Consider the following 15,100-nt stretch of genomic DNA (forward strand, 5'->3'; position numbering starts at 1 on the left):
CGCAGCTGCTAGAGTCTCGCCCCTGGCAGGCGGGACACCCGGTCCTGGCGGACAAATTCCAGCGGTTGGTGACGCGAAGCCCGCGAGAGCGTCTACGACTTGTGCAAGTGACACTGCCGCCGCCGTCATCGGCGCCTGGCACATTTGAAATTGGGAGAATCTGTATGGTCATCAAACCCCGCGTTCGCGGCTTTATCTGTGTGACGACCCACCCGGTCGGCTGTGAGGCCAACGTCAAGCAACAGATCGATTACGTCACCCAGCAGGGCGCCATCGACGCAGGGCCGAAGAACGTACTGGTCCTCGGCGCTTCCACCGGCTACGGCCTGGCTGCGCGGATCACTGCAGCCTTCGGCTGTGGCGCCAATACCCTGGGCGTGTTCTTCGAGCGCGGCAGCGTCGACGGCAAGCTGGGCACCGCCGGCTGGTACAACAGCGCGGCGTTCCACAAGTTCGCCGAAGAAAAGGGCCTGTACGCCAAGAGCATCAACGGCGACGCCTTCTCCGATGCGGTCAAGGCCGAAACCATCGAGACCATCAAGCGCGACCTGGGCAAGATCGACCTGGTGGTCTACAGCCTGGCCGCCCCGCGCCGCACCCACCCCAAGACCGGTGAAGTGCTGAGCTCGACCCTCAAGCCCTTGGGCAAGTCCGTGACCCTGCGCGGTGTCGACACCGACAAGGAAATCGTCAAGGAAACCACCCTGCAACCTGCGACCCAGGAAGAGATCGACGGCACCGTGGCGGTCATGGGTGGCGAAGACTGGCAGATGTGGATCGATGCCCTGCACGAGGCCGGCGTCCTGGCCGAAGGCGCCAAGACCACCGCCTTCACCTACCTGGGCGAGAAGCTGACCCACGACATCTACTGGAACGGCTCCATTGGCGAGGCCAAGAAGGACCTGGACCAGAAGGTCATCGGCATTCGCAAGGAACTCTCGGACCTGGGTGGCGATGCCCGGGTATCGGTGCTCAAGGCCGTGGTGACCCAGGCCAGCTCGGCGATCCCGATCATGCCGCTGTACCTGTCGCTGCTGTTCAAGGTGATGAAGGAGCAGGGCAGCCACGAAGGTTGCATCGAGCAGGTCTACGGCCTGTACAAGGACAGCCTGTACAACCCGAACCCGATCATCGACGAAGAAGGCCGCCTGCGCGCCGACTACAAGGAGCTGCAACCTGAGGTCCAGGACCGCGTGAAGCAGCTGTGGGACGAAGTCACCAGCGACAACCTGTACCAGCTGACCGACTTCGCCGGCTACAAGCAGGAGTTCCTGCGCCTGTTCGGTTTCGAGATCGACGGTGTCGACTACGAAGCCGATGTCGATCCGGACGTGAAGATCGACAAGCTGGTCCAGCTGTAACCGCACTGCCCGCGTGACCCAACGCCCCTCCATCGTGAGGGGCGTTGTCGTTCATGGCTCAGGCCAGCTTCACGTTCATGGTGATCTGCGCGGTGAACACCGCTTGCTCCTGGTCATCGAAGGCCGTCACCGCCACCACCTTGTCCCCGGCGCTGGACCAGTCCACCGCGCTGCCGTCGGCCACTGCCCGGATATCGCCCTTGGCCTTGGCCAGGTAGGCCACGGTCATGCCCTTGGGAATCCACCGCGCACCGGCGGGAATCGACACATCGGTCATGACCCCGGCCGCCAGTTCGGCGGCATTGCACAGGGCGATGGCGTGCACCGTACCCAGGTGGTTGGTGATTTCCCGGCGAAACGGCACCCGCACCTGGCAGTGGCCAGCCTGCAACTCATCGATCAAGGGCGTGATGCTGGAGAAGTAGGGCGCCATCTGGCAGGCCATCTGGGTGAATTTTTCCGCCCCGGCGGCGTTGAACATGCTGAGAACCTGGCTCATGGAAATGCCTCGCTGTGGTAGGGAAACAGGTTTACAGAATAATATTCTGTAAAAGAACAATATTCGGTAAAAAGAAAACCTGTCAAGCTATGGGCCTTGGCAGGCCGTTGAAAAACGTCGGCGAGGCAGTCAGCGCAAGGCAAAAACAGGCGAAAAAGCGCAATTTACGAGTGGTAAATGAGCACTTTGACCGGGCTGGCGCACCAGCTTGTTTTCAACGCAGCGAGGGCGACGCAGGTAGTTTTGAAACGGCCTGTTAGGCTCATGCCTGCCCCATCCATTGACCCTGCAAGGAGCCAGATCCTACATGCCGGATACCGATCTGCTGGAACGCTGCTACCCGGGCCGTCGCGCCGAACTCAAGCGCAACATCCTCCAGCAGGCCCTGGGCTGCTTCAACCGACTGGGCCTGGAGGCCACCACCATCGAGATGATTCGTGCCGAATGCGAGACCAGCGTCGGCGCCATCTATCACCATTTCACTAACAAGGAAGGCCTGGTCGCCGCGTTGTTCTTCACCGCCCTGGACGACCAGGCGCAATTGCGCGACAGCTACCTGGCCCAGGCGCAGACCCTGGAGCAGGGCGTCCAGGCCCTGGTGCACAGCTATGTGGATTGGGTCGACGCCCAGCCGGAGTGGGCGCGGTTCCAGTTCCATGCACGCTTTGCCGTGACCCGCGGGCCCTTCAGCCAGGAGTTGGCCGAGCGCAACCGCACGCGCAACCGCAGCTTGCTGGAGTGGCTCAAGGCCCGCTCAGCGTCGGACGCTTTGCCGACCATCCCGGCCGAACTGCTACCGTCCTTGATCATCGGCCAGGCCGAGAGCTATTGCCGGGCCTGGTTGTCCGGGCGGGTCCAGGGGCGTCCCCGTGAGTACCGCGAGCACTTGGCCGCTGCGGCCTGGCGCTCCATCGCCGGCCTGTAGCAGGCGCAAGTGCGCAAGATTGTTCAAGCCAGGACCGGCAGCGGCTGGCACAGTCCGGGTCCATCATTTGCGTGCGGGGTTCCATGTCCAGCGTTCTTCTACCGCGCGCCGCCTTCATCCGCGGCGCCATCGCCATCGTGCCCCTGTCCCTGGCCACCGCGCCCTGGGGCTTGCTGGCCGGCTCCATGGCCATCGAGGCCAATCTTTCGCCGTTGCAGGCCCAGGGCCTGTCGGGCATCGTGTTCGCCGGTGCCGCGCAGCTGGTGGCCATCGGCATGCTCAAGGGCGGGGCGGGGATCTTCTCGATCCTGCTGACCACCTTGCTGCTCACCTCCCAGCACCTGCTGTATGGCATGAGCATGCGGTCGGTGATCGCGCCGTTGCCGGGGCGCTGGCGCCTGGGCCTGGGCTTTCTGCTCACCGACGAGCTGTTCGCCCTCACCAGCGCCCACGACAAGCAGCAGTTCGACCGCTGGTATGCCCTGGGCGTGGGCCTGACCTTCTACGTGGCCTGGAACCTGTTCACCCTGCTGGGCATCGTGCTCGGCAAGAGCATTCCGGGGCTTGAACACCTGGGGCTGGACTTCTCCATCGCCGCCACCTTCATCGCCTTGATCACCCCCCTGGTGCGCAATGTGCCGACCGTGGTCTGCGTCGCGGTGTCGTTGTTCTGCTCGGTGCTGTTGAGCTACTGGCAGTGGGGTTCGGCCCTGGTGATCTCGGGCCTGGCGGGCATGACCGCGGGTTTTGTCTGCAACAAGCTGTATCGGGGGCGCGCATGATGGTCTGGGCAGTGATTTTCGGCATGGGCCTGCTGGTCTTCCTCAACCGCTACGTGTTCCTCGAACCGCGCCTGCCGCTGCGTTTGAGCAGCAATGCGCGGCAGTTCCTCGGTTTCGCGGTGCCGGGCATGCTCACCGCGATCTGCGGGCCGATCGTGTTCATGCCCGAGCACCAGTTGAACCTGCGGCTGGACAACCCCTACCTGCCGAGCTCCCTGGTGGCCATCGTGCTGGTGATCTACACCCGCAACACCTTGCTCAGCATGCTGTTGAGCATGGGCTTCTTTTTTCTCCTGCGCTGGTGGCTGTAGCGACCGATTGCGGTAGCCTGGGCACCTTTGGGCCCAGGCGGCCCGCCAACCGCAACGGAAGCACCGGATGAGCGAATTTCCCCATGACATCGACCTGGACCAGTTCTGGGGCCAGGATGATCCCGCCAAGCGCCTGCCACCTCCCAGCGACCAGCTGATCGCCGAACTGCAAGAGGAACTGGGCTACCGCTTCCCCGATTCCTATGTGGCCTTCATGCGCCTGCGCAATGGCGGGCGGCCCGAGCTCACCTGTTTCCCGGTGGAGCAGGGCACCTCCTGGGCCGAGGATCATTGTGCGATCGACTCGTTCCTGGCCATCTCCCGCGAGGGCGGCGACAGCCTGGGCGGACCCTCCGGCAGCCGTTTCATGATCGAGGACTGGGGCTATCCGGACCTGGGGATCTACATCTGCGACTGCCCGTCCGCCGGGCACGACATGGTGGCCCTGGACTACAGCGAGTGCGGGCCGCAGGGTGAGCCGCGGGTGGTGCACGTGGACCAGGAGGGCGACTACGAGGTGACCGTCCTGGCCCCGGACTTCGAGACCTTCGTCCGTGGCCTGGTGTCCTGGGAGGTCTACGACACCTCCGAGCAGGACTACCTGGATGACCTGGACAAGGTGGCCAACGCCGAGTTCTCGCCGATGCTGGCCGAGCTGCTGGAGCACTTCGTCCAGGTGCCGGACCTGGGCCCGCGCATCCGCCACATCGCCCTGGGCATCGTCCAGGACAAGCGCTACTTCGCCCTGCATGCCGACCCGTTGTCGCAACTGCTGTACGACTTGCAGTTCTGGCTGTACCAGGAACGCCACGGGGTCATCGGCAAGCAGCAGTACCTGCAGGACTACCGCGAGATGATCGCCTTCGCCAAGGGCTTCGGCAGCGGTGGCTACGCCCCTGACTTCATCAACGACTGGTGGCGGGCACGGATGGCCGGTGGCCAGTTGCTCCAGGTCGGTGGCGGTTTTGCCTTCAGCGCCGAATACCGCCAGCACCTGCTCGATCAATTGGCTGGCTTTCCCGCCACCCCACTGGTACTCCAGGAGCAGCCATGAGCGAGGCCTCGATCCGCATCACCGGCGAGCAGACCCTCTCCGACAATTGGTATGTGCTGAAGAAATACAGCTTCGAGCTGCGCCGCCGTGACGGCAGTTGGCAGGCCCAGACCCGCGAGGTCTATGACCGTGGCAACGGCGCCACCATCTTGCTGTACAACCTGGAGCGGCGCACGGTGCTGCTGACCCGGCAGTTCCGCATGCCGGCCTATGTCAACGATCACGACGGCTACTTGATCGAGACCGCCGCCGGGCTGCTGGACAACGCCAGCCCCGAGGTGCGCATCCGCCAGGAAGCCGAGGAGGAAACCGGCTACCGGGTCGGCGAGGTGCAGAAGGTCTTCGACGCCTTCATGAGCCCCGGCTCGGTGACCGAGCGCGTGCATTTCTTCATCGCCCGCTACCAGGCCGAGGACCGGATCGACGACGGCGGCGGCCTGGAACACGAAGGCGAGGATATCGAGGTCCTGGAACTGGATATCGACCAGGCCCTGGGCATGATCCACAGCGGGGAAATCGCCGACGGCAAGACCATCATGCTCCTGCAGTACTTGCAGTTGCATGTGCTCAAGCCCCGCAGCCTGATGGTGCTGGTGGCCGGCCCTTACCGTTCCGGCACCGGTGACGACCCGGCGCTGCTGGCGCGCAACGTCGAGGCCATGGAGCAGTGTGCGGCGCAGGTGCTGGCCGCTGGGCATTTTCCGCTGCTGGGGGAATGGGTGGCCCTGCCCATGACGCGCCTGGCCGGCTCCACGGCAGTGGGCGATGAGATCTACCAGGCGCGGTTCCATGCCTACGCCGAACGCCTGTTGCAGCGCTGCGACGCGGTATTGCGGATCGGCGGGCCATCGACCGGCTGCGACGCCATGCTCGAGCAGGCCCGACGCCAGGGCCTGGCCATCTACCACGGGGTCGAACAGTTGCCGGTGCTCGGCGTCGAGCGCAACTGAGCCACCCCGGCGGCCCCTCCATCGCGCCAGCGACGCCCGGGTTCGCCCGGGCGTGCCGCCGGGTTCTGCCCATTCGTGTAACGCCAGGTGCGCGGCGCCTGCCAGCCCCGCGGAAAAATACTGTCTATCGTCTATAGGCAAGCGGGAGCTTCGTCGAACGCCGCGCGGGAGCCGCAGGGACGCGCCGGTCGATCTGTCGTCATGGCACCTGGAGCACTATGGAAAACCACGGTCCTGTTCTGCCCCAAGGGTTCAGCCCCTCCAACCAGGCGTTGACCCGGGTCACCTTGCTCAGCTGCTGCGGGTTGTTGCTGGCGCTGTTCCTGTTCACCACGGCGCTCCTGGTGTTCATCGCCCTGGAGCAGAACCGCAGCGCCGAGCAGCACAACCGCCAGGATATCGACAGGGCCCTGCAAACCCTGGCCAGTAACACCCGCACCACCATCAAGGACTACGCGTTGTGGGGCGATGCCTACCGGAACCTGCACCTGACGGTGGATATCGACTGGGCCTTCACCCGGCAGAACTTCGGCTCCAGCCTGTATCGCGACCTGGGCTTCGACGGCGTCTTCGTGATCGGTCCTGCCGGCACCACCCGCTATGCCCTGGTGGCCGGCCAGCTGGCCGCGATGGACGCCGGCGACTGGCTGGGGACGCAACTCGCGCCGTTGGTGGCCCAGGCGCGCCAGACCCCGGCCGGGCATCCGGTCAGCCGCTATCTGTCCATCGGCGGCACGCCGGCCCTGGTGGCCGCCGATGTGCTGGGCACCGGCGGCGATCCCCAGGTTCGCGCCGACAACGGGCCGCAGTCGGTGCTGGTGTTCGTTGCCCGGCTCAACCCACCGCGCTTGTTGGCCATGGGCCATGGGCTGGAAATCGAGCAACTGCGGGTGGCCGGCGCCACGCTCCCTGGGAACCAGCCCCGGCTGGCCTTGCCCGACGCTGCGGGGTTCTTGCAGTGGCAGCCGGCCCGCCCCGGCCATCAGTTGCTGGTGGTGGTGATGCCGCTGTTGTTGCTGGTCGGGCTGCTGGTGGGATTGCTGGCGGTGTTCCTGCTGCGCCGGACCGCCCTGGCAGCCCAAGTCACGGACCGGCAGATGCACGAGCTGCAGGCCGGTCGCGCGGCCCTGGCGGCCAGCGAGGCGCGCTTTCGCGATGTGGCCGAGGCGGCCTCCGACTGGATCTGGGAAGTCGATGGGCAACTACGCCTGACCTACCTGTCCGAGCGTTTCCAGACGGTCACCGGGTTGTCCCGCGATGCGACCCTGGGCCAACCCCTGGATACCTTGCTCAGCAGCGAGCAGGGGTCGCTGTCGCAATGGCTGGCGGCACCCGGACAGTCCGCGCGGACGGTGCTGCAATGCACCTACCTGGACGGGGGGCGGCAGCCGCGGATCTGCCGCCTGTCGTTGCGCGCCTTGGCCGAAGGCGGGTTTCGCGGCACCGCCAGCGACATCACCGAGGAAGTCGCGGCCCGCCGGCGCATCGAATACCTGTCCCAGCACGACACCCTCACCGGGCTGGCCAACCGGGCGCGGATGCAAGAATTCCTCGAGGGCAAGCTGTTGGTGTCGCCATCCTTGCAGGAACCGCTGCTGATGCTCAGTGTCGACCTCGATCGCTTCAAGCCGGTGAACGACCTGCTGGGCCATGGCGCCGGCGACCAGGTGCTGCACGAGGTGTCCCGGCGCCTGAGCCGTTGCCTGCGCAGCGAGGACCTGGTGGCCCGGGTCGGTGGCGACGAGTTCGTGCTGGTGGTGCCGGGGCATGTGGCCCAGGTGGAGATCGAGGGCCTGTGCCGGCGGGTGATCGAGCATATCGAGGCGCCGTTCTACGTGGCCGGCCACGAGGTGTTCATCAGCGCCAGCATCGGCATCGCCCGAGCCCCGGCGGATGCGACCCAGGCCGATGAATTGCTGCGCCTGGCCGATATCGCCCTCTACGAGGCCAAGGCCGCCGGGCGCAGCACCTGGCGTTTCTATGCGGCGCAGATGAACGCGCGGATCATCGAGCGCCGGCGCCTGGAGCAGGACTTGCGCCAGGCCATCGACCAGGGCCAGTTGCAGCTGCAGTTCCTGCCGCGCTACCGCCTGGCGGACCATCGGCTGGTGGGCGCCGAGGCATCGGTGCGCTGGGCCCATCCCCGGCACGGGCTGCTGGGGCCGGAAGTGTTCGTACCCATCGCCGAAGACAGCGGGCTGATCCTGCCGCTGAGCAATTGGGTGCTGCAGGCGGCCTGCCAGGCGGCCCTGGACTGGCCGCAAGAGCTGCCGGTGGCGGTCAAGGTGTCGTCCGCGGACTTCCAGCGGGCCAGGCTGGTGGCGCGGGTCAAGGCGGCGCTGGAGCACAGCGGCCTGGCTGCGGGGCGCCTGGAACTGGAACTGAGCGACAAGCTCCTGCTGGACGACCGGCGCCAGGTGCTGGACATCATGCATGGGCTCAAGACCTTGGGCGTGGGCCTGTTGATGGATGATTTCGGCACCGGCTACTGGGCCTTGCAGCATCTGCAGAGCCTGCCCCTGGATGGCTTGAAGATCGACCGCAGCTTCGTCGCGGGCCTGGCCGGCAACGCTGCCGGGCGTTCGATCGTCCAGGCGATCGTCGACCTGGGCCACGCCTTGTCGTTGCGGGTGGTCGCCGAAGGCGTGCAGGACCAGCAACAGTTCCAGGCCCTGCGTGATATCGGCTGCGATGAAGCCCAGGGGCTCTACCTGGCCGGGCCGTTGACGGTGGACGCCCTGGCGCGCCAGCTCGCCGTGGAGCCGGACCAGTCGCAGTCGATGCATTGAGGCCAGTCAGCGGGGAACCTGGGTGCGATCAGGCCGGATCGGCGGCAGCGCCCTGGTGCACCGGCAGTTCCACGCGGAAGGTGCTGCCGCGGCCCAGCTGGCTTTGGACGGTGATCCGCCCCCCGTGTTTCTTGATGATGCCGTAGGACAGCGATAGCCCCAGGCCGGTGCCCTGGCCGATGGGCTTGGTGGTGAAGAAGGGATCGAAGATCTTCTGCAAATGTCGCTCGTCGATGCCGGACCCACTGTCGCTCACCTCCAGCCAGACCCACTGGCCCTCGACTCCGGTGCGCAGGGTGATGGTTCCGCGTTCCGGACCGATGGCCTGGGCGGCGTTGACCACCAGGTTCATCACCACCTGGTTGAGCTGCGAGGGCAGGCACTCGATGTCCGGCAACGGGTGGTATTGCTTGATCACATCGGCCTTGTATTTGATCTCGTTGGCGACGATGTTCAATGTCGAGTCTATGCCTTGTTGCAGGTTCGCCAGCTGCCACTGCTGGTCGGTGTCGACCCGGGAGAAGTTCTTCAGGTCCTTGACGATCTGCTCCACCCGGCCGATGCCTTCCTTGGACTCCTTGATCAGCAGCGGGATGTCCTGGCGAAGGAAATCCAGTTCGATGCTATCGCGCAGGCTGCCCAGGCGCTGGCGCAAGGCCGCGTCGACGATGGCTTCTTCGCTTTGCCGGTAGGCGTCGAGCATCTGGTCGATCTGTTCGAGGTATCCGGCCAGGCTGCCCAGGTTGGATGAAACGAAGCCGATGGGGTTGTTGATTTCGTGGGCGACTCCAGCGGCGAGCTGGCCCAGGGACGCCAGCTTCTCGGATTGCACCAGTTGGTTTTCCAGCTGCTTGCGTTCGTCGATCTCCTGGCGCAGGGCCGCTCCGGCCCGTTCCAGGTCTTCGGTGCGCTGCTGTACCAGATGTTCCAGATGATCCATTTGCAACTGTGCCCGGGCAGTCATTTCCCACTTGCGGGTGAGGGTGCTGGCCAGTTGCTGGACCTCGATATTGTCGAATGGCTTCTTCAGGATCAGTAGCCGATCGTAGCCTTGCAGGCGCTCCAGCAGTTCTTCCCAGGAGTAGTCGGAATAGGCGGTGCAGACCACCACTTGCAGGCGCTGGTCGCGCAGCCAGAGCTGCTCGATGGTCTGGGCCCCGTCCCAGCCCTGGGGCATGCGCATGTCGACGAAGGCCAGGGCATAGGGCCGCTGCTGTTCCATGGCTCGGCAAAGCTTGTCCAGCCCCTCCTGGCCACCATAGGCCGATTCCAGTTCGAAGGCCTGCTGGCGGCTCTTGCCCTGGCTGCCGAACAACTGGCTTTCGAGGTCGTCCAGGGCGTCGTTCGTAGCCGGCGCGGGAGCGAGGATCTTGCGAAAGTCTTCATGGATCGACGGGGTATCGTCGATGAGCAGGATACGGCGGTTGGTCAAGTCGTCCATCATCGGCCCTCGGCACTGATCAGGGGAATATCCAGGGTGAAGGTGGCGCCGGTCCCCGGTCCATCGCTGTGTACGCTCAGTTGCCCATTCATCTCTACCGCGGCCAGGGCGCAGCTGTGCAGGCCGAAGCCGTGGCCTTCCGTGCGGGTAGTGAAGCCGTGGACGAAGATCTTGGTCAGGTTCTGCGCGGTGATGCCTTCGCCTTCATCCTTGACCCGGATACGCAAAGTCCGCTCATCAACCACATGGGCGCTCAGGGTCAGTTTGCGCGAGTGCTCGTCCAGGCTGGACATGGCGTACTTCGCATTGCTGATCAGGTTGATCAGGATGAGCAACAGGCGATGCTTGTCGCCCATGATCGGCGGCACATCGGCATAGTCGCGGATCACCGTGACCTGGTGGCGAGTCAGGGCGCCGGAGTTCATCCGCAGGGCGTCATCCATCAGGTCGGCCACCCGCAGGGGCTCGACCAGGCGCGAGGCTCCGGCATAGGACTGCTGGGTGGCGACGATTTCCTTGATGTGGTCGACACTGCGGCCGAGTTGGGCCAGTTCCTCGCCCATGCTTTGCTGTTCGTCGGCAATGGCTACCACCAACTGGTTGAGATAGCCGGGAAGCATCTTGCCTTTTTCGTCTTCGCAGAGGAAATGCCCCAGGTCGTCGCTGTGCTGGTTGATCAGTTGCATGGCCTTGCCCAGGCCCAGGGCCTTGCTGCTACGCAGCTTGCGGCTGAGGATCTCGCTGGAGATATTCACGCTGTTGAGCACGTTGCCAACGTTATGCAGCACATTGGTAGCAATTTCCGCCATGCCGGCCTGGCGTGCGGTATCCAGCAGTTCGCTCTGGGTTTCCTTGAGCTCTCGGGTACGTTCCTCGACCCGCTGCTCCAGATGTTCGTTGGCGCTTTGCAAGTCGGTGTTGACCCTGCGGATCACGGCATAGCTGCGTATCAGGCGCAGCGCCAGGTACAGGATCAACAACACCAGAAGCACCGAAAACACCAGCAGGTATTGATGGGTCCGCTGGTCCTGTATATCCGCCTGCAACTGGTCGCTGTTGAGCAGCACGGTGATGTCATCCAGGCGCTCGGCTACCGGGATCGAGGTGATCCGATCCAGCAAGTCGTTGACGATCGGCTGTTCCCGCAGAATCACCGAGACGTGGTTGCTGAGGATTTCCACCGGATCGTGCATCGCCTCGGGCAGGCGTTCCTTGTTCACCGCCAGCTTGTTCAGGCCCACCAGGATGTCCGCCGCCTTGTCGTCGCTGGAGACCTGGGCGAACTCGAGGCTGCTGAGCAGCAAGTCGTAGGTGTCGATCGCGATGTTCTGCTGAGACATCCGTTGCTGGTCATCGAGGTCGGACAATTGACGCTGGATGTCATCCTCGGCACTGGGCAAGAAGGCCAGGGAGTTGCGCAATATCGAATTGTGCGACTTGAAGCGCTCCACCAGTGCGGCCTTTTCCCGGAAGGCCTGGAGAAACGCCTCTTGGCTGGTTCTCCAGGCTTGCGGGTTGCTGTGCGGCTGCCTGGAGACTTGATCGAACTGGATCCAGATCTGGTTGATCTGCTGCACCGGAGACACCAGTGGATCGTAATTGTGGGTGATGGCGATCCGCGCCTTGAGCACCTCGGTTTCCCATTGCGCGTTCAATTGCTTGATGTGCCCGACCAGGTCCCGGGACAAGGCGTAGTTGGTCGATGGGCCTGTCACCATCTTCAGGTAGAAGAAGCCGAGCGCCATGATCAGAGCCCCGGCCAGCAGGATCAGCAGTGTAGTGGGCAGGCGGCGAGACGGTTTCATAGGGGCTTGCCATCCCATTCGCCGGTCAGGGTCTTGAGAAACTTGACGATCAGGCTGGTATCCAGGGGGTTGGGCGGACGGCCAAGCTGGTACTTGAACATCACGTCCACCGCCTGCTCCAGGGTTTGGGCCGAGCCGTCGTGGAAATACGGCGCGGTGATCGCCACGTTGCGCAGGCTGGGAACCTTGAAGACATTGCGGTCCTGCTCGTCGCCGGTGATCAGGAAACGCCCCAGGTCTGCTTCGGTGGGGGAGCCGCGGGCGGCGAAGTAGTCGCCCATCACGCCGAACTTCTGGAACATGTTGCCGCCTATATTGACCCCCTGATGGCAAGCGATGCAGCCATAGTCCTTGAAGCGTTGGTAGCCATATTTCTCCTCCAGGCTGAGGATGTCGGTATTGCCCAGCAGGTACTGGTCGAAGCGTGAATTGCCGCTCAGCAAGGTCCTCTCGTAAGTGACCAGGGCGTTGCGCACATTGGCCGCGGTCAGCGCATCCGGGTAGAGCTTGGCGAAGGCCTGGCGATATTGCGGGTCCTGTTCCAGGGTCTGGAGCAGGCTTTCCCAGTTATTGCCCATCTCGATGGGGCTTTGCAGCACGCCGTCGACCTGCTCCTCGAGGGTTTCGGCGCGGCCATCCCAGAACTGGCGAAAATTCAAGGCGGCGTTGAACACGCTTGGAGCGTTGACCCGGGTGACCTGGCCTTTGATGCCTGGTGACCTGTGCTGTGCGTCGGCGCCACCCAAGTCCAGGCGATGGCAGCTGGCGCAGGAGCGGCTGTTATCCACGGACAGGCGCGGATCGTTGAACAACCGGCGTCCCAGTTCGACCCGCTGGGGATCCAGGGCAGGAGGCGGGGGCAGGGGCTTGAGAGGTTCATCCAGGGGCGCTGCCAGCGCAAGCTGGCTGCCCCAGGCCAGCAGCAGGCCCAGCACGACGTGGGCGAAGTACCGGCGGCTGGCCGGCAGGCATTCACTGGGCATGACCGTTCATCCATGGGCGCAATGCCCGGTTGTCGTGCAGGCGGGCAACGTCTTCGGCCGGCAGGGCCCTGCTGAAATAGTAGCCTTGGCCTTCCTCGCAGCCTTGTTGCTGTAGGTAGGTCAGCTGCTGCGCGGTTTCCACCCCCTCGGCGATGACGCTCAGGGTCGCGTCGCGGGGGCCGTGGCTCAAGCCCTGGACGAAGGATTGATCGATCTTGAGCACATCCACTGGAAACTTGCGCAGGTAGCCCAGGCTTGAATAACCGGTGCCGAAATCATCGACGGCCAGGCCTATGCCCATGGTCTTGAATCCATTTCAAAGCCCCCCGCGGACCTGTTGTCCGATGGGCCGAACAGCAGGGCCTCGGTTGCGTCCAGGGGGCCTTGCGCAGTGCTGCACAGGATCTTGGCGAAGTCGTCGTGGATCGACCAGGTATCGTCGACGATGAGTATCCGGCGATTGATCCGTGTACATGGCGTCTTCATGCGGCGACGCTCGCCAGTCCACATCCACATCCGCTGCCAAACGGGCTCATCCTTCTCCCCTCATCCTGGGCCTGTGCGCCGGACATCCAAAACGCGGCGTATGGAGCATAGTTAGCTCGCCGTCATTTCGCCTGTGGCCGGCATGGCCGTTGGGGAAAAATCATCTAGCCTTGAGTCGAATGCGGGCCACAGAGGGCGGCCCGTCCAAGGGTTCGCATCCACTCCTTCGTTCGAGGCAAGCCATGGAAGAACAACCAGCCCTGACTCCGGCCGAGCGGCCAAGGGTGCTCTTGGTCGACGATGAAGAACCGATTCTCAACAGCCTGCGTCGCTTGTTGCGCGGCCAGCCTTACGAGGTACTGCTGGCCAACAGTGGCGCCCAGGCTCTGGACATTCTGGCGCAGCAGCCGGTGGACCTGGTGATGAGCGATGCGCGCATGCCAGGCATGGACGGCGCCACGCTCCTGGCGAAGGTTCGCGAGGGCTACCCGGCCGCCCGGCGCATCCTGCTGACTGGGTATGCCGACTTGGACACCATCGTCAAGGCCGTCAACGACGGACAAATCCATCAATACCTGAACAAACCCTGGAATGATCAGGAGCTGTTGCTGGTGTTGCGCCAGAACCTCCAGTACCAGCAGGCCGAGCGGGAGCTCAAGCGCTTGCAGCAGCGGGTGCTGGAGCAGAACCGCGAGCTGAAGGCCAGCAACGCTACCCTGGAACAACGGGTGGCCGCGCGGACCGCGGAGTTGCAACAGACTGCGGACATGCTGGACCTGGCCTACGAAGAGCTCAAGCACAGCTATGTGACCGCAACCGAGGTGTTTTCCTTGTTGGCCAATCTGCGCCTCCCGGCGGACAAGCAGACCAACCGCAAGATCATCGAATTGGTCAGGGCCTGCTGCAAGGATCGTGGCCTGGACGAAGCCTCGAGCCGCGACCTGACCATGGCCGCCGCTCTCTACAACATCGCCAAGCTGGGCTGGAGCGATGCCATGCTGACCGCACCGGCGGACCTGCTACGGCATTCCGAGCAGGAGCGCTACCGGGCCTATCCTGGACAGAGCGAATCACTGTTGATGGCCCTGGAACCGATGCAGGATGCCGCCCGGCTGATCCTGCATCACCAGGAGCGCTGGGACGGCAGCGGTTTTCCCCAGCATCTCAAGGGCGAGGCCATTCCCTTGGGGGCGCGACTGCTGAAGCTGGCCGTGGATTTCATCGAACTGCAGTCCGGCCTGGTCCTGGAGCGCCACTTGAACAGCGACGAAGCCTTGTTGTTCATCCGCAAATATTCCGGCCGCCTGTATGACCCGAACCTGGTGGAGGATTTCGTCCGAGTGTGCGCGGCCTATCTCGACGACGTGACGGTCGATGACCCGACGGTCAAGGTTCTGGGAACCCGTGAGTTGAAGGGCGGCATGATCCTGCGACGCAACCTGAATGCCGACAATGGCATGTTGCTGCTCAATGCCGGCAAGGTGCTGAGCGAACCTCTGGTACAAAAACTGATCGCCTTCGAGGCCATGGAGGGCGCGCGGTACAGCGTTTTCGTCGGGGAGCCGGATCCACCGGCGAACGCGAAGAACCTCTCTCCCTAGCCGCGGATCTTGCGCTTAACGCTGGGTTACGGTCCTGCTTTCGTCCGGGATCGCTGGTATCTTGGCGCGCCGGTGCTGGCCGGCTATCCGGGGGCGCCTTGGCGTTCCTGTCA

Annotated in this window: 13 protein-coding genes and 1 pseudogene; 8 read left to right on the forward strand and 6 right to left on the reverse strand. The window is 64.1% G+C overall.

Translation table 11 applies throughout. The features are described from left to right. Window positions 1–164: 164 nt before the first annotated feature. Entirely contained in the window at window positions 165–1,361 is a 1,197-nt protein-coding gene (gene fabV / locus AC3WK8_RS06870; protein ID WP_022644073.1) for an enoyl-ACP reductase FabV, read from the forward strand. Between the two features lie 58 nt (window positions 1,362–1,419). Here fabV and AC3WK8_RS06875 read toward each other — a convergent pair whose 3' ends face one another. Beyond that, a complete protein-coding gene (locus tag AC3WK8_RS06875; RefSeq protein WP_022644074.1) occupies window positions 1,420–1,860 on the reverse strand; it encodes a hotdog fold domain-containing protein in 441 nt (146 codons plus the stop codon). A gap of 307 nt (window positions 1,861–2,167) precedes the next feature. Here AC3WK8_RS06875 and AC3WK8_RS06880 point away from each other — a divergent pair, with 307 nt between their 5' ends. The 6 genes from AC3WK8_RS06880 (at window position 2,168) to AC3WK8_RS06905 (ending at window position 8,671) form a co-directional block, all read left to right on the forward strand. Continuing rightward, window positions 2,168–2,785: a TetR/AcrR family transcriptional regulator gene (locus AC3WK8_RS06880; protein ID WP_103324266.1), complete on the forward strand. Its 618-nt coding sequence runs from the start codon at window positions 2,168–2,170 to the stop codon at window positions 2,783–2,785. An 83-nt stretch (window positions 2,786–2,868) separates the two neighbouring features. Continuing rightward, entirely contained in the window at window positions 2,869–3,567 is a 699-nt protein-coding gene (locus tag AC3WK8_RS06885) for an AzlC family ABC transporter permease (RefSeq protein ID WP_022644076.1), read from the forward strand. Then, window positions 3,567–3,878: an AzlD domain-containing protein gene (locus AC3WK8_RS06890; protein WP_177409136.1), complete on the forward strand. Its 312-nt coding sequence runs from the start codon at window positions 3,567–3,569 to the stop codon at window positions 3,876–3,878. Before AC3WK8_RS06885 ends, AC3WK8_RS06890 begins: the two co-directional genes overlap by 1 nt. A 67-nt stretch (window positions 3,879–3,945) precedes the next feature. Beyond that, on the forward strand, window positions 3,946–4,932 hold the full coding sequence (locus AC3WK8_RS06895) for an SMI1/KNR4 family protein (protein WP_103324265.1): 987 nt from the start codon (window positions 3,946–3,948) through the stop codon (window positions 4,930–4,932). Then, window positions 4,929–5,882, forward strand: coding sequence for a GDP-mannose pyrophosphatase NudK (gene nudK / locus AC3WK8_RS06900; protein ID WP_085598684.1), 954 nt, complete (start codon window positions 4,929–4,931; stop codon window positions 5,880–5,882). Before AC3WK8_RS06895 ends, nudK begins: the two co-directional genes overlap by 4 nt. A 218-nt stretch (window positions 5,883–6,100) precedes the next feature. Beyond that, window positions 6,101–8,671, forward strand: a complete 2,571-nt coding sequence (locus AC3WK8_RS06905; RefSeq protein WP_103324264.1) for a bifunctional diguanylate cyclase/phosphodiesterase — start codon at window positions 6,101–6,103, stop codon at window positions 8,669–8,671. Window positions 8,672–8,699: 28 nt separating this feature from the next. Here the strand turns inward: AC3WK8_RS06905 and AC3WK8_RS06910 are convergent, their stop codons facing one another. The 5 genes and pseudogenes from AC3WK8_RS06910 to AC3WK8_RS06930 all read right to left on the reverse strand — a co-directional run bounded on the left by AC3WK8_RS06910 (window position 8,700) and on the right by AC3WK8_RS06930 (window position 13,386). Then, the gene (locus tag AC3WK8_RS06910; RefSeq protein ID WP_085598680.1) at window positions 8,700–10,112 is read right to left on the reverse strand and encodes an ATP-binding protein; all 1,413 of its coding nucleotides are present in this window, start codon (window positions 10,110–10,112) and stop codon (window positions 8,700–8,702) included. Next, window positions 10,112–11,917, reverse strand: a complete 1,806-nt coding sequence (locus AC3WK8_RS06915; protein ID WP_103324263.1) for a DAHL domain-containing protein — start codon at window positions 11,915–11,917, stop codon at window positions 10,112–10,114. The genes AC3WK8_RS06910 and AC3WK8_RS06915 overlap by 1 nt, the downstream gene beginning before the upstream one ends. Beyond that, window positions 11,914–12,900, reverse strand: coding sequence for a cytochrome-c peroxidase (locus tag AC3WK8_RS06920; protein ID WP_103324262.1), 987 nt, complete (start codon window positions 12,898–12,900; stop codon window positions 11,914–11,916). Before AC3WK8_RS06920 ends, AC3WK8_RS06915 begins: the two co-directional genes overlap by 4 nt. Next, window positions 12,890–13,207: pseudogene (locus AC3WK8_RS06925) on the reverse strand (EAL domain-containing protein); the annotation flags it as partial. The gene AC3WK8_RS06920 and the pseudogene AC3WK8_RS06925, both read right to left, overlap by 11 nt. Next, a complete protein-coding gene (locus tag AC3WK8_RS06930) occupies window positions 13,192–13,386 on the reverse strand; it encodes a hypothetical protein (protein WP_146043239.1) in 195 nt (64 codons plus the stop codon). The pseudogene AC3WK8_RS06925 and the gene AC3WK8_RS06930, both read right to left, overlap by 16 nt. A gap of 242 nt (window positions 13,387–13,628) precedes the next feature. On the opposite strand from AC3WK8_RS06930, the gene nosR reads away from it, so the two are divergent. Beyond that, window positions 13,629–14,987: a response regulator c-di-GMP phosphodiesterase, NosR family gene (gene nosR, locus AC3WK8_RS06935; RefSeq protein ID WP_103324260.1), complete on the forward strand. Its 1,359-nt coding sequence runs from the start codon at window positions 13,629–13,631 to the stop codon at window positions 14,985–14,987. The last annotated feature ends 113 nt before the right edge of the window (window positions 14,988–15,100 follow it).

This window comes from Pseudomonas sp. FW507-12TSA, assembly GCF_058781435.1.